The sequence below is a fragment of the Streptomyces laurentii genome (assembly GCF_040635425.1).
Classification (GTDB): Bacteria; Actinomycetota; Actinomycetes; order Streptomycetales; family Streptomycetaceae; genus Streptomyces; species Streptomyces laurentii.
The window spans coordinates 17,246-31,422 of the sequence record NZ_JBEYHT010000015.1 but is presented as its reverse complement, the minus strand read 5'-3'; the positions used below and the strand labels follow the sequence as shown (position 1 = coordinate 31,422).

General features: G+C 72.5%; 12 protein-coding genes. 8 read left to right on the top strand and 4 right to left on the bottom strand.

Annotated elements, in window-relative coordinates:
- Window positions 1–7: 7 nt before the first annotated feature.
- A complete protein-coding gene (locus tag ABZ693_RS12470) occupies window positions 8–499 on the bottom strand; it encodes a GNAT family N-acetyltransferase (RefSeq protein WP_359875828.1) in 492 nt (163 codons plus the stop codon).
- A gap of 60 nt (window positions 500–559) precedes the next feature.
- On the opposite strand from ABZ693_RS12470, the gene ABZ693_RS12465 reads away from it, so the two are divergent.
- Window positions 560–1,363, top strand: coding sequence for an exodeoxyribonuclease III (locus ABZ693_RS12465; RefSeq protein ID WP_359875827.1), 804 nt, complete (start codon window positions 560–562; stop codon window positions 1,361–1,363).
- Between the two features lie 68 nt (window positions 1,364–1,431).
- Here ABZ693_RS12465 and ABZ693_RS12460 read toward each other — a convergent pair whose 3' ends face one another.
- Window positions 1,432–2,034 (bottom strand): MerR family transcriptional regulator, encoded by a 603-nt coding sequence (locus ABZ693_RS12460; RefSeq protein WP_359875898.1) that lies wholly within the window; start codon window positions 2,032–2,034, stop codon window positions 1,432–1,434.
- A 302-nt stretch (window positions 2,035–2,336) separates the two neighbouring features.
- On the opposite strand from ABZ693_RS12460, the gene ABZ693_RS12455 reads away from it, so the two are divergent.
- The 5 genes from ABZ693_RS12455 to ABZ693_RS12435 all read left to right on the top strand — a co-directional run bounded on the left by ABZ693_RS12455 (window position 2,337) and on the right by ABZ693_RS12435 (window position 6,802).
- A complete protein-coding gene (locus ABZ693_RS12455) occupies window positions 2,337–3,860 on the top strand; it encodes a flavin-containing monooxygenase (protein WP_359875826.1) in 1,524 nt (507 codons plus the stop codon).
- A complete protein-coding gene (locus tag ABZ693_RS12450; RefSeq protein WP_359875825.1) occupies window positions 3,857–4,858 on the top strand; it encodes an alpha/beta fold hydrolase in 1,002 nt (333 codons plus the stop codon). The genes ABZ693_RS12455 and ABZ693_RS12450 overlap by 4 nt, the downstream gene beginning before the upstream one ends.
- Entirely contained in the window at window positions 4,855–5,736 is an 882-nt protein-coding gene (locus ABZ693_RS12445) for an SDR family oxidoreductase (RefSeq protein WP_359875824.1), read from the top strand. Before ABZ693_RS12450 ends, ABZ693_RS12445 begins: the two co-directional genes overlap by 4 nt.
- A 175-nt stretch (window positions 5,737–5,911) precedes the next feature.
- A complete protein-coding gene (locus ABZ693_RS12440) occupies window positions 5,912–6,100 on the top strand; it encodes a hypothetical protein (protein ID WP_359875823.1) in 189 nt (62 codons plus the stop codon).
- Window positions 6,101–6,256: 156 nt separating this feature from the next.
- Entirely contained in the window at window positions 6,257–6,802 is a 546-nt protein-coding gene (locus ABZ693_RS12435; RefSeq protein ID WP_359875822.1) for a GNAT family N-acetyltransferase, read from the top strand.
- Here the strand turns inward: ABZ693_RS12435 and ABZ693_RS12430 are convergent.
- On the bottom strand, window positions 6,745–10,338 hold the full coding sequence (locus ABZ693_RS12430) for a S41 family peptidase (protein WP_359875821.1): 3,594 nt from the start codon (window positions 10,336–10,338) through the stop codon (window positions 6,745–6,747). The genes ABZ693_RS12435 and ABZ693_RS12430 overlap by 58 nt on opposite strands.
- Window positions 10,339–10,594: 256 nt before the next feature.
- On the opposite strand from ABZ693_RS12430, the gene ABZ693_RS12425 reads away from it, so the two are divergent.
- Entirely contained in the window at window positions 10,595–11,167 is a 573-nt protein-coding gene (locus ABZ693_RS12425; protein WP_359875820.1) for a TetR/AcrR family transcriptional regulator, read from the top strand.
- A 102-nt stretch (window positions 11,168–11,269) separates the two neighbouring features.
- Complete coding sequence (locus tag ABZ693_RS12420; protein WP_359875819.1) at window positions 11,270–13,522, top strand: MMPL family transporter; 2,253 nt, start codon at window positions 11,270–11,272, stop codon at window positions 13,520–13,522.
- Between the two features lie 205 nt (window positions 13,523–13,727).
- Here the strand turns inward: ABZ693_RS12420 and ABZ693_RS12415 are convergent, their stop codons facing one another.
- Complete coding sequence (locus ABZ693_RS12415) at window positions 13,728–14,114, bottom strand: SsgA family sporulation/cell division regulator (RefSeq protein ID WP_359875818.1); 387 nt, start codon at window positions 14,112–14,114, stop codon at window positions 13,728–13,730.
- Between the last annotated feature and the right edge of the window lie 63 nt (window positions 14,115–14,177).

The following is a 14,177-nucleotide window of genomic DNA, read 5'->3' as shown; positions in this document are numbered from 1 at the left end:
CGGGCTGTTACAGCGGCTTCGCGTAGCAGAGGCTGCTGTCGTACGCGCGGTAGTAGCCGAACTTCGGGCAGGGCTCGTAGCCGCTGGAGGTGTAGAGGGCGATGGCCTCCGGCTGGGCCGTGCCCGTCTCCAGGACCATGCGGGTGCGGCCCGCCGTGCGGGCGTCCGACTCCAGGAGGGCGAGGATGCGGCGGGCGAGGCCCAGGCCGCGTGCGCCGGGGGTGACGTACATGCGCTTCAGCTCGGCGTCGCCGTCGGAGTAGCCCTCGCCGTTCTCGTCCTGGGTGCGCCAGCCGCCGGAGGCGACCGGGGTGTCCGACGAGTCGTATGCCAGCAGGTAGAGGCCCCGGGGCGGGGCGAACATCGTGGCGTCGAGCGGGGTGAGATCGCCCTCGCCGTCCTCGTCCTCGTCCGCGTAGCGCTCGGCGTACTCCAGCTGGACGGCGTCGTTGAGCTTGACCGCGTCGGGGTGGTCAAAAGAAGTCGGGCGGATATTCATTCGGTAAATCGCACTTCTGTTCGTTCACGTGCCGGCCGGAGGTGCCGGTATTCTCCCGGGATGCTCACTGTGACCAGCGTGAATGTCAATGGTCTGCGTGCCGCCGCCAAAAAGGGCTTCGTCGAGTGGCTGGCCGGCACCTCCGCAGACGCGGTCTGCCTCCAGGAAGTGCGCGCCGAGGAGGCTCAGCTGCCGGCCGAGGCCGGTGCCCCGGAGGGCTGGTACGTCACTCATGCCCCCGCCGCCGCCAAGGGGCGGGCCGGGGTCTCGCTCTACACGCGGCGCGAGCCCGACGCCGTACGTGTCGGCTTCGGGTCGGACGAGTTCGACGGGACGGGCCGCTACATCGAGGCCGACCTGCCGGGCGTCACCGTCGCCAGCCTCTATCTGCCCTCCGGCGAGGTCGGCACCGAGCGGCAGGACGAGAAGATCCGCTTCATGGCCGAGTTCCTGCCGTACCTGAAGGGGCTTCGGGAGCGGGCCGCCGCCGACGGGCGCGAGGTCGTCGTCTGCGGCGACTGGAACATCGCCCACCAGGAGGCCGACCTCAAGAACTGGAAGGCCAACCAGAAGAGCTCCGGCTTCCTCCCCGAGGAGCGGGCGTGGCTCGGCCGGGTCCTCGACGAGGGCGACGGCGGGTACGTGGACGTCTTCCGCGCCCTCCACCCCGACCAGGACGGCCCCTACTCCTGGTGGTCCTACCGGGGCCGGGCCTTCGACAACGACAGCGGCTGGCGCATCGACTACCAGATGGTGACGCCCGGGCTCGCCGCCAAGGCCGTCAAGGCGGAGGTCGAGCGGGCCGCCACGCATGCGGAGCGCTGGAGCGACCACGCGCCCGTCACCGTCGTCTACGAGCTGTAGAGCGCCGGAGCCCCGCTCTGGCCCGCGCCCCCGGCCTCCGCGCCCCTGGCCCGCGCCCTCGGCGTGCGTCAGGGGCGCAGGCGCCGGTCCAGGGCGAGGGAGAGTTCCGCCTCCACCACGCTCTTGGCCAGCGGGCGCAGCCGTCGCGCCTCCTCCGCGCCGAGCAGGTCGGTGAACAGTTCCGCCAGCGCGTCCGCGTGCTCGCGCACCCGTCCGCCCGCCTTCAGGACGGCGGCCAGCGGGACGCCCTCGCGGACGAGGGCGGCGGAGACGTCCAGCAGCCGGCGGCTGATGTGGACGATGTCCTCGCCGTCGGTGGCGAGGTAGCCGAGGTCGAGGGCGGCGACCAGGTTCTCGGGGGTGGCCTCGCCGGCGAAGTGGTCGGCGAGTTCCTGCGGAGTGAGCCGGACGGGCTCCTCCTCGGTGGGCGGGCCCAGTTCGAGGACCTCGCCGACGTTCCGCCCGGACTCGAAGGCGGCGGTGAGGTCCGCGATGCCGTTGAGGGTGTGGCCGCGGTCGAGCAGGGCGGCGATGGTGCGCAGGCGGGCCAGGTGGTGTTCGTCGTACCAGGCGATCCGGCCCTCGCGGCGCGGCGGCGGGATCAGTCCGCGTTCACGGTAGAAGCGCAGCGTGCGTACGGTGATGCCGGCCGCGGCGGCCAGGTCGGCCATCCGGTACTCGCGTACCGGGTCCGTCGTCCCCGCCGCCGTTCCCGCCGTCTCCGTTCCGGGGGCCGCCGGTCCCGCCGCCCCCGCTCCGGAATCGGGCGGCGCCGGTGCGGTCGCTCCTCCCGCCCGTCCGGCGTCCTGTCCTGGGGCCTGTTCTCCCGATCGTTTCGCCACGACCGTCAGCCTATGTTGTACCGCCGGTAACTTCCCTCGCCCAACCCCTACCGCTCGGTATGCGGGTGCCCTACAGTCCAATCGTGCCAGTGATCGCTGGCGGAATCTTGGCCGGGCGCACGGGAGGCGGCGTGGCGAAGCACGAGCACGTACGAGTGGCGGTGATCGGATCGGGATTCGGCGGCCTCGGAGCCGCCGTCCGGCTGCGCCGCGAAGGCATCACCGACTTCGTCGTCCTGGAACGGGCCGACTCCGTGGGCGGCACCTGGCGGGACAACGACTACCCCGGCTGCGCCTGCGACGTCCCCTCCCACCTCTACTCCTTCTCCTTCGCGCCCAACCCCGACTGGCCGCGCACCTTCTCCGGACAGCGCCACATCCGCGCGTACCTGGAGCACGTCACCGACACCTTCGGGATCCGCCCGCACCTGCGCCTGAACCACGAGGTCACGCGGACCACCTGGAACGCGGACGAGCTGCGCTGGGACATCGAGACCAGCCGCGGCACCTTCTCCGCCGACGTCGTCGTCTCCGCCACCGGCCCGCTCTCCGACCCCAGGATCCCCGACATCCCGGGGCTCGACGGCTTCACCGGCAAGGTCTTCCACTCCGCCCGCTGGGATCACGACTACGACCTGACCGGCAAGCGCGTCGCCGTGGTCGGAACCGGCGCCTCCGCCATCCAGATCGTCCCGGCGATCCAGCCGCGGGTCGCCCGGCTCACCCTCTTCCAGCGCACGCCCCCGTGGGTCATGCCCCGCGTGGACCGTCCCATCAGCGCCCCCGAGCGCTGGCTGCACCGGCAGCTGCCGTTCACCACGGCCGCCCGCCGCGGCATCCTGTGGGGCATCCGCGAGCTCCAGGTCAGCGCGTTCACCAAGCGCCCCGACGAGCTGGGCCTGGTCGAACGGCTCGCCAAGGCCAACATCACCCGCGCCGTGAAGGACCCCGCGCTGCGGGCCAAGCTGACCCCCTCGTACCGCCTGGGCTGCAAGCGCATCCTGCTGTCCAACGCGTACTACCCGGCGCTCACCCGCCCCAATGTGGACGTCGTCGCCTCCGGCCTCAAGGAGATCCGCGGGAACACCGTGGTCGCCGCCGACGGCACGGAGAGCGAGGTCGACGCGATCGTCTTCGGCACCGGCTTCCACGTCACCGACATGCCGATCGCCGAGCGGGTCGTCGGCGCGGACGGCAGCACGCTCGCCGAGCGGTGGAAGAACGGCATGGAGGCGCTGCGCGGCGCCACCGCCGCCGGGTTCCCCAACTTCATGACGATCATCGGTCCCAACACCGGCCTCGGGAACTCCTCGATGATCCTGATGATCGAGTCCCAGCTGAACTACATGGCCGACTACCTGCGCCAGCTGGACGCGCTCGGCGGGCGCGCCGCCCTCGCCGTCCGTCCCGGTGCCGTCGACGGGTGGAACCGCCGGGTGCAGTCCCGGATGCAGCGGACGGTGTGGAAGGCGGGCGGCTGCGACAGCTGGTACCTCGACGCCAACGGCCGCAACACCACGCTGTGGCCCGGCACGACCTATGCGTTCCGGCGCGAGACCCGGACCGTCGATCTCTCCGAGTACGAGGTGCTGCGCGCCCCCGTCCCCGCGGCGGCGTCCGCCGCCGGCTCCCGCGCGAAGGAGGCGGTCCAGTGAGCCGCGTGACCACCCGGGCGACCGGGATCCCGCCCGTCCGCACGTCGATGGTGACCTCCGCCGACGGAGCCACCCTCCATGTCGAGGAGTACGGGCCGGCCGGCGCCCCCGCCGTCGTCCTCGCCCACGGCTGGACCTGCAACACCCGCTTCTGGGACGCGCAGATACGGGACCTCGCCACCGACCACCGGGTCATCGCCTACGACCAGCGGGGACACGGCGGCTCGCCGGCCCCGGCTCCGGTCGCGGGGCTCGGTACGGGCGGCGGCCGGGGCTACTCGACCGAGGCGCTCGCCGACGACCTGGAGGCCGTGCTCGCGGCCACCCTCCGCCCCGGCGAACGGGCCGTCCTGGCCGGCCACTCCATGGGCGGCATGACCATCATGGCCGCCGCCCGCCGGCCGCTCCTGCGGCAGCACGCGGCCGCCGCGCTGCTCTGCTCGACGGGGCCGGCGCGGCTGATCGCCGAGTCGCTCGTCGTACCGCTGGGTCCGGGCGGTCTGCGGACCCGGCTCACCCGCGCCATCATCGGCGCGAAGGCGCCGCTCGGGCCGGTCACGCCGGTGTCCCGGAAGATCCTCAAGTACGCGACGATGGGCCCGGCCAGCCCGCCCGAGCGGGTCGACACCTGCGCGCACATCGTGCACGCGTGCCCGCGCGGGGCCCGTTACGGCTGGTCGCAGGTGCTGGCGACGCTCGACCTCGACGCGGACGTACGGGAGCTGCGGCTGCCGGTGGCCGTGGTCGTCGGCACCGCCGACCGGCTCACCCCGCCCGTGCACGCCCGCAGGCTCGCCGCCGCGCTGCCACACTGCACGGGCCTGACCGTGCTCCCGGGGATGGGGCATATGACACCTGTGGAGGCCCCGGAGGCCGTCACGGCGCGGATCCGTGAACTGACCCTCACGTACCTGGGCGTGAAGCAGGACGACGCGGGTGCGGGCGCGGCCACGGCCGCGGAAACGGACGGACGCGAGAACGAGGAGGCAGGGGCATGAGCAGGGTCAGCCTGGAGGGACAGGTCGCGGTCGTCACCGGCGGCGCCCGCGGTGTCGGTGAACTCCTCGCCCGCAAGCTCTCCGCGCGCGGCGCGAGGGTCGCGCTGGTCGGCCTGGAGCCGGAGCTGCTGAAGGAGGTCGCCGGGCGGCTGCACACCGAGGCCGACTGGTGGCACGCCGACGTCACCGACCACGTGGCGATGGCGCGGGTGGCGGCCGAGGTGAAGGAGCGGTTCGGCAAGGTCGACATCGTGGTCGCCAACGCCGGTGTCGCGGCGGGCGGCCCGTTCGTGGACTCCGACCCGGTCGCGTGGCGGCGGGTCATCGAGGTCAATCTGATCGGCGGCGCCGTGACCGCGCGGGCGTTCCTGCCCGTCCTCATGGAGTCCCGCGGCTACTTCCTCCAGATCGCCTCGCTGGCCGCGATGACGCCGGCGCCGATGATGACGGCGTACTGCGCCTCGAAGTCGGGCGTCGAGGCGTTCGCGCACAGCCTGCGCGCCGAGGTCGCGTACAAGGGTGTGCGGGTCGGGGTCGGTTATCTGTCGTGGACCGACACGGACATGGTGCGGGGCGCCGACCAGGACGACGTCATGCGGGAGTTGCGCGGCCGGCTGCCGTGGCCGGCGAACCGCACGTATCCGCTCGGTCCGGCCGTGGAGCGGATCGTCGCGGGGATCGAGCGGCGCTCGGCCCATGTGTACGCGCAGTGGTGGCTGCGCGGGATGCAGTCGAGCCGCGGCTATCTGCCGGGCGTCATCGCGGCCGTGGGTCAGCGGGAGATGCGGCGCTTCGAGCCGCGGCTCGGGACGGTGTCGACGGGCCTGGTGGGCGCGGGCGGCGTGGCCGACGAGCGGACCCGCGCCGAGCGGACGTGACGGCCGCGCCGTGAGCGCCGACGACGGGTCGGGAGGGCGCCGGAGACCGGCCGCCGCGGCCATGACGCTGCGTGTCTGATCGACATGCGCAGGGTGAAAGGCCGTGTCAGGCTGGTCAAGGCCCTAGGGGGCGCGACGCCCCCTCCCCCCTCACACCCGTCTAGGAGTGAACTTCATGGGCATCAAGGACCAGTTCCAGGACAAGGAGCGGGAGCTCCAGAACCGGACCCGGCAGCAGATGGGCAACGCGAAGGACGAGGCGTCCGAGCGTGCGTCGCAGGCCAAGGGCCGGGCGCGGCAGGGCCGGAACAGGCCGCAGGGCGGCCAGGGCGGTCAGGACGAGCCGCGGGACCGCCGGGCCTGAGCCCTGTCCTGTGAGCGAGGCGCACCCGGGACGCCGGGTGCGCCTTCGTGTGTCCGCGGCCCGGCGCGGGGGAGTTGCGGTATGACCATCCGACTTTGAGTGGGGCCTGTGGATAACGTGCTGCACGGAACCGGCGGGATACGTACCGTGATCCGCATGTCCGTCACAGAACTCGCCCTTGAGCGACTGCGATCCGACCACGCGCCCGCCCTGCTCGTCTTCGAGCGGGAGAACCGGGCCTTCTTCGCCGCGTCCGTGCCCGACCGCGGGGACGCGTACTTCGACGCTTTCGACGCCCGGCACCAGGCCCTGCTCGACGAGCAGGAGACCGGGGCGATCGCCTTCCATGTGCTGGTGGCGGGCGACGGGGAGATACTCGGGCGGTTCAATCTCGTCGACCTGGCCGACGGGGGCGCCGAACTCGGCTACCGGGTGGCCGAGAAGGCCACCAGGCGCGGGATGGCGACGACGTGGGTACGGGAGTTGTGCCGCCTGGCCCGCGAGGAGTACGGGCTGACCCGGCTGACCGCCGTCACCACCCTCGGCAACGGCCCGTCCCGGGCGGTGCTGACCCGGGTCGGGTTCGGGGCCGTCGGCGGGGTGACCCTCCGGGCCGGGGGCGACGCCGACGAGCCGGGGATCGCCTACGAGCTGGACCTCGGCGGCAGCCTGGGCCGGGAGCGGTCGGGCACGGCCTCGTAACCGGGCGGGCTCGCGGCCGGGTTCTCCTCCAGCAGGGCCAGCGCGACGATCACGGCGTCGTCGAGCTGGGCGTGCCGGCCCTCGGCCCAGTCGAGCGGGGTGCGCAGGGCCGCGAGGTCCGGTGACACGCCCTGGTTCTCCACGGACCAGCCGTACTCGGGGAACCAGGCCGCGTTCATGGGGACGGTGATCTGGGTGCCGTCGCCCAGCACGTGACGGCCCGTCATGCCGACGACACCGCCCCAGGTGCGCTGGCCGACGACGGGTCCGAGCCGGAGCAGTTTGAAGGCGGCGGTGATCATGTCGCCGTCGGAGGAGGTGGCCTCGTCGGCGAGGGCGACGACGGGGCCGCGCGGAGCGTTGGAGGTGTACGAGACGGGCTGGGCGTTACGCGTGAGGTCCCAGCCCAGGATCCTGCGGGTGAGTTTCTCTATGACCAGCTCGCTGATGTGGCCGCCGGCGTTGCCCCGGACGTCCACGATGAGGGCCGGCCGGGAGACCTCCATGCGCAGGTCGCGGTTGAACTGGGCCCAGCCGGAGCCGCCCATGTCGGGGATGTGCAGGTAGCCGCAGCGGCCGTTGCTGAGCTCCCGGACGACGGCGCGCCGTTTGGCCACCCAGTCCTGGTAGCGCAGCGGCCGTTCGTCGACGAGGGGGACGACGGCGATGCGGCGGGAGGGGCCCTCGCCCTCGGCGGGGGTGAAGGTGAGTTCGACGGTGGTGCCGCCCGTACCGGAAAGGAGGGGATAGGGACCGGCGACCGGGTCGACGGGGCGGCCGTCGACATGGGTGAGGGCCGCGCCCTCGCGGATGCCCGTGCCGGCGAGCGGTGAACGGGCCTTGGAGTCGGAGGAGTCGCCGGGCAGGATCCGCTTGACCGTCCAGCCGCCGTCGCGGGGCAGGAGGTTGACGCCGAGCAGACCCTGCGCGCGCTGGTATTGGGGCGGGCCCTCGTTGCGCCGTGCCGGGGTGACATACGCGTGGGAGGTGCCGAGCTCGCCGAGGACTTCGCGCAGGAGGTCGGCGAATTCGTCGGGGGAGGCGACCCGTTCGACCAGGGGCCGGTACTGGTCGAGCACGGCCGTCCAGTCGACGCCGCCCATGTCCGGTTCCCAGAAGTAGGCGCGGATGATCCGGCCCGCCTCGTCGAACGCCTGACGCCACTCGGCGGCCGGGTTCACCTCGTGCACGATGCGCCGCAGATCGAGGTAGACGGTCGAGTCGGCGTCGCCCGGCTCGGCGGCGGGCACGGCCCGCAGCTCGCCCTCGTCGACGACGACCAGCCGGGAGCCGTCGCCGCTGATCGCGAACCAGTCGAGGTGGCCGACGAGTTCGGTCTTGCGGGCCTTGGGGATGTTGTAGTGCTCCAGCGTGGGGCGGGGGGAGGGATCGGACGGGTTGGCGAAGGTCTCGCCGAGGGCGCCGGAGATCGGCCAGCGCAGCCACACCAGACCGCCGCCGGCGACGGGCTGGAGCGCGGAGTACTTGGACGCGGTCACGGGGAAGGGCGTGACCCGGTCGGGGAGTCCCTCGACCTCGACGGTCACCGTGCCGTCCCCGGCGCCCGCCTCCTCGTCGGCGGGGTCCATGCCGCCGCCGGCGGGCCGCCCGTCGGGGAGCAGCGCGAAGGGAGAGGGAGTCGCGGAGGACAGCGGTACGAGATAGGGGCGGCAGCCCAGTGGGAAGGAGAGGTCGCCGGTGTGCACGTCGTACACCGGGTCGAAGCCGCGCCAGGAGAGGAAGGCGAGATAGCGGCCGTCGCGGGTGAAGACCGGGTTCTCGTCCTCGAAGCGTCCGTTGGTGACGTCCACGACGACACCGGCCCCGGTGCCGGAGATGCGGGCCATCTTGATGGAGCGCAGGGAGCGGCCGATGCCGGGGTGGGACCAGGTGAGCCAGGCGCCGTCGGGGGAGAAGGCGAGATCGCGGACGGGCCCGTTGACGGACCGGATCAGCTCGGTGACCCGCCCGCTTCCGGCGTCCGAGGAGTCGGCGGCGCTTCCGGAGTCGGCGGGGTCGGCAGAGGCGGCGGAGCCAACGGGCTCACCGGCAGATCCGGCAGATCCGGCAGATCTGGCAGGCTCGGCGGAGTCCGCGGGCGTGTCCGGGGCGTCGGCGCCGGCCTCGGCTTCCTCGGGCTCCTTGTCGTCCCCGTCCTTGTCGTCCTTGTCGTCGTTGTCGTCCTTGGCGGCGTCCCCGGTGTCCGGGACGGTGCCGGAGTCGTCCGGCAGGGAGCCCGGGGTGGTCTCGGGCAGGGAGAGGGAGGTGACGCCGGGTTCCTCGGTGAGGTCGAGAAGGAGGAGACGGCCGTCGTTGGAGGCGATGGCGAGGCGTTCGCCGTCGGGGTCGGAGACCAGTTCCTCGACCCGGCCGAGGACGCCGGAGGCGAGCCGGCGGGGTGCGCGGTCGCCGCTGGCGCGGGGCAGATAGGCGACCTCGACGGCGTCCTCGCCGTCGGCGTCGGTGACGTAGGCGACCTGTCCGCTGCTGCCCAGCATCTCGGGCAGCCGGACCCGTACGCCGGGGGTGTCGGCGATGGTGCGGGCCGGGCCGTCGCGGTGGGTGAGCCAGTAGAGGCTGCCGCGCACGGTGACGGCGCTGGCCCGGCCGGTCTCGTCGACGGACAGGCCGTCGACGTGGTGGGCGGCCGGCACCTGGTAGGGGCGCCGGCCGGTGCGCGGTCCGCCGAGGCGTACGTCGATGCGGCGCGGCCGGGCGTCGGGGCTCAGGTCGTCGACGACCCACAGGTCGCCGGCGCACTGGTAGACCACCCGCCGCCCGTCGCTGGACGCGTTGCGGGCGTAGAACTCGTCGTGATCGGTGTGGCGGCGCAGATCGGTGCCGTCCGGGAGACAGGAGTAGAGGTTGCCGATGCCCTCGTGGTCGGAGAGGAAGGCGATCCGGGCGCCGCCGTGCTCGCCCACGGGCGTGGTCACGAACAGGGGCGCCTCGATGTGGCCGCCGAGGTGGGGGAGGAGCCGTTCGCCGTGCAGCCACAGCCGGCCCATGGCGCCGCCCCGGTAGCGCTTCCAGGAGGCGGGCTCGTGCGGGGGCGTGCCGGAGAGGAGCAGGGTGCGGCGCTGTCCGTCGAGGTCGGCGACGGCGATGTCGGAGACCGGGCCCCAGGGCATCCGGCCGCCGGGGGAGCCGTCGGTGGGCACGGTGTAGGCCCACGAGTAGTAGGAGAAGGGCTGGTTGTGCGAGGAGACGGCAAGGATGTCGCCGTCGGGCGACCAGCCGCACACCCGGGCGTCGGTGGATCCCCAGTAGGTGAGCCGCCGTGACGGCCCGCCGTCCACGGGCGCGAGGTGGATCTCCGGATCGAGGCTGCGCCAGCTCGTGTAGGCGATGTGGCGTCCGTCCGGCGAGAAGCGCGGGTGGCCGATCCGGGTCCGGTCGACGGTGACCCGCCAGGCCCGTTCGGGCCGGTAGCCCTCCGGGACGAGCGGCGCGACCCAGAGGTCGTCCTCGGCCGCGAAGCACAGCAGCTCGCCGTGGAGGTGCGGGAAGCGGAGGTAGGCGCGGTCGTCACTCACGTCCTCATGCTTTCCGCGCGAAGGGGGTGCGGCAACTCGTACGTCAGTTTCATCGTTCCCGTTCGGGGTGTGGTTCAGGACACGTACGAAACGGTTTCGTTTCGCTGGGGGTTTGCGGGTATCGTCGAGCCGTACGAGTACGAAACCGTTTCGTTCACCGTGGCCGTCCCCCTTGCCCCGGTGCCGATAGGCTCGGGCTCGACACCCACCCGCCAGCCCATCCGTCCCGGACGGGACAGGGACCAGGAGGCCGGACATGGCACGCAGCAGGCTCACTCCCGAACGGGAGACCGAGCTGTACGCGGCCGTGCTCGATCTGCTCCGCGAGTCCGGGTACGACGCGCTCACCATGGACGCGATCGCCGCCCGTACCCACTGCAGCAAGGCCACCCTCTACCGGCAATGGGGGAGCAAGCCCGAACTGGTCGCCAAGGCCGTGCGCCACGACCAGCCGGTCTCGCTCACCCGGGTCGACACGGGCACGCTGCGCGGTGACCTCATCGCCGGTCTGGAACTGTCCGACGACTGCCAGATGGAGCGGGACTCCGCGCTGATGCGGAGCCTGATCCACGCCGTCCACCACAACCCCGAACTGCTTCAGGCGCTGCGCCACGCGCTCATCGAGCCGGAGATCACCGGAGTCGACGAGATGCTGAAGCGCGCCGTCCGGAGAGGCGAGGTCGACGCCGGGAACCCGGCGCTGAAGCTCGTCCCGCACATGATGATCGGGGCGTTCATCAGCCGCCCGCTGATCGACGAGAAGCCGGTGGACCTGGAGTTCCTCCGCGCCTACGTCGACGCCGTCGTGCTCCCCGCACTCGGCGCCTGACACCGCCCTCCCCACCCATCCGCACCACCTGACGTCGCACCGCTCACGCCGTCGGGCCGGCTCCCCATGCCCTGACCCCCTCAACACCGGGAGTACGCCCCCGTGGCCACGTTCCTCTACAAACTCGGCCGGTCCGCCTTCCGGCGCCGCCGACTCGTCGCCCTGCTCTGGGTGGCGCTCCTGGCGGTCGCCGGAGTCGGCGCCGCCACCGCGCCGACCGCGACCTCCAGTTCCTTCTCGATCCCCGGCACCGAGGCCCAGCGCGCCTTCGACCTGCTCGAAGAGCGCTTCCCCGGCGGCAGCGCCGACGGCGCCACCGCCCGCGTGGTCTTCAAGGCCCCGGACGGCCAGAAGATGACGGATCCCGCGAACAAGGCCAAGGTCGAGCGCACGGTCGCCGATCTGAAGGCCGGTTCGAAGGAGATCGCGCAGGTCGTCGACCCGTACGCGGCGCAGGCGGTCTCCCAGGACGGCTCGACCGCGTACGTCTCCGTCGCCTACAAGGTCAACGGGATGGAGCTGTCCGACGCGAGCCGCGACGCGCTCAAGGAGACCGGCGAGAAGGCGCAGGGCCAGGGCCTGACCGTCGAGATCGGCGGCGACGCGCTCCAGAGCATGCCGGAGACCGGCCCCGGCGAGGTCGTCGGCGTGGTCATCGCGGGCATCGTGCTCGTCATCACCTTCGGCTCGCTCGTGGCCGCCGGACTGCCGCTGCTCACCGCGATCATCGGCGTCGGCATCGGTGTCGCCACGATCACCGCGCTCGCCAGCGCCCTCGACCTCGGCTCCACCACCTCCACGCTCGCGATGATGATCGGCCTCGCGGTCGGCATCGACTACGCGCTCTTCATCGTCTCCCGCTACCGCGCCGAGCGCGCCGAGGGCCGGGAGAAGGAGGAGGCCGCCGGGCGGGCCGTCGGCACCGCCGGTTCCGCCGTGGTCTTCGCCGGTCTGACCGTGGTCATCGCCCTGGTGGGCCTGGCCGTCGTCAACATCCCGATGCTCACCAAGATGGGTATCGCCGCGGCCGGCACGGTCGTGATCGCCGTCCTCATCGCGCTCACCCTCATCCCGGCCCTGCTCGGCTTCGCCGGCGACAAGGTCATCGGCCGCAAGCAGCGCAAGGCCCTGGCCGACGGCACGACGGACGACCAGGGATCCAAGGGAGCCAAGGGAGCCAAGGGAGCCGACGGCGGCAAGGAAGGCAAGCCGAACGCCGGTACCCGCTGGGCCCGGTTCGTACTGCGCCGCCCGCTGCTCGTGCTGCTCGTCGGCGTCCTCGGCCTCGGCGCGATCGCCGTACCGGCCGCGTCCCTGGAGATGGGTCTGCCGGACGACGGCGTGAAGCCCACCTCCACCACCGAGCGCCGCGCGTACGACCTGCTGTCCGACGGCTTCGGCCCCGGTTTCAACGGCCCGCTGCTCCTTGTCGTCGACGGCGACAAGGCCGCCGCCGACCAGGCCGTCTCCGCGATCAAGGGCCTGGACGGCCTGGCGTTCGTCACCCCGCCGACCCCGAACAAGGCCGGCGACACCTCGATGATCACGGTCATCCCGGAGGACCGCCCGTCCTCCGCGGCGACCGAGCAACTCGTCCACGACATCCGCGACGCGACCGGCGACAACGTCCTGGTCTCCGGCGCCACCGCGATGAACGTCGACTTCTCGCAGAAGATGAACGACGCCCTGCTGCCCTACCTGGCGCTCGTCGTCGGACTCGCCTTCCTGCTCCTCATGGTGGTCTTCCGGTCGGTCCTGGTCCCGCTGAAGGCGGCCCTCGGCTTCCTGCTCTCCGTCGTCGCCGCCCTCGGCGCGGTCGTCGCGGTCTTCCAGTGGGGCTGGCTCGGCGGCGTCTTCGGCGTGGAGCAGACCGGTCCGATCATGTCGATGATGCCGATCTTCATGGTGGGCGTCGTCTTCGGTCTCGCCATGGACTACGAGGTCTTCCTGGTCACGCGGATGCGCGAGTCGTACGTCCACGGGGCACGTCCCGGCGAGGCGATCGTCGACGGCTTCCGGCACGGCGCCCGGGTGGTCGGCGCCGCCGCGGTGATCATGATCGCGGTCTTCTCCGGCTTCATCGGCTCCAGCGAGCAGATGGTCAAGATGATCGGCTTCGGTCTGGCCGTCGCCGTCCTCTTCGACGCGTTCGTGGTCCGCATGGCCATCGTCCCGGCCGTGCTCGCGCTCCTCGGCCACGCGGCCTGGTGGCTGCCCAAGTGGCTCGGCCGCGTGCTCCCCAACGTGGACGTCGAGGGCGAGGGTCTGGTGACGGCCGGCGCGCCGGCCGGGGCGGCGCACCAGGGCTCGGGCTCGGAAGCGACCGAGAAGGAGCTCGTCTCCCACCGGCGATGACCCGACGATGACCCGACGCTGAGCCGGCGATGGCCCAGCGATGACCTGGTGAGAACTCTGTGAGAGGCCGGGTGTCATCCCCCGGGTGATCCGCGTCCGCGGATCACCCGGGACCCTCCGCTCCGGAGCCGCCGCACGAGCGGGCGGCCGGCTCCGGTCGCGCGCCGGGCCCGTGGGGACGGGGACGCGGTGCGGTCGTACGCCGTCAGTGCGCCGGGATCGGCGCGCCGGCGGCGTACGTGTGTCTGAGGAAACGGGTGAGGGTGGTCGTGTCGAACTGCACCACCTGGACGCCGTCGGCCGTGTGGAACTCGACCACCGTCTGGACCCGCCCGCACGGCCACACCCCGATGTCCCCGCCCCGGGCGGGGGTGCGCAGCCCGGTCTCCAGGAGGGTGCGCGGGAAGGCCCACTCGACGTCGTCGGGGAAGCCGAAGCGGACGGTCTCGGGTGCGGTGCCGGGGTCGTAGCGCAGCCGGACCGGCACGGTCCGGACGAGGGGCGTGTCGCCCGTGATCAGGCCCTGGGCCTGGTCCGCGACCTCGGGGCCGGTGGCCACCGGGGGGTGCTCGGCGCGGGGTATGCGGGGCATGGGGGTACTCCTCACACTCGTACGCGTCATTCCTTACCTCTTACCCCGCTTTGCTCGAACGCA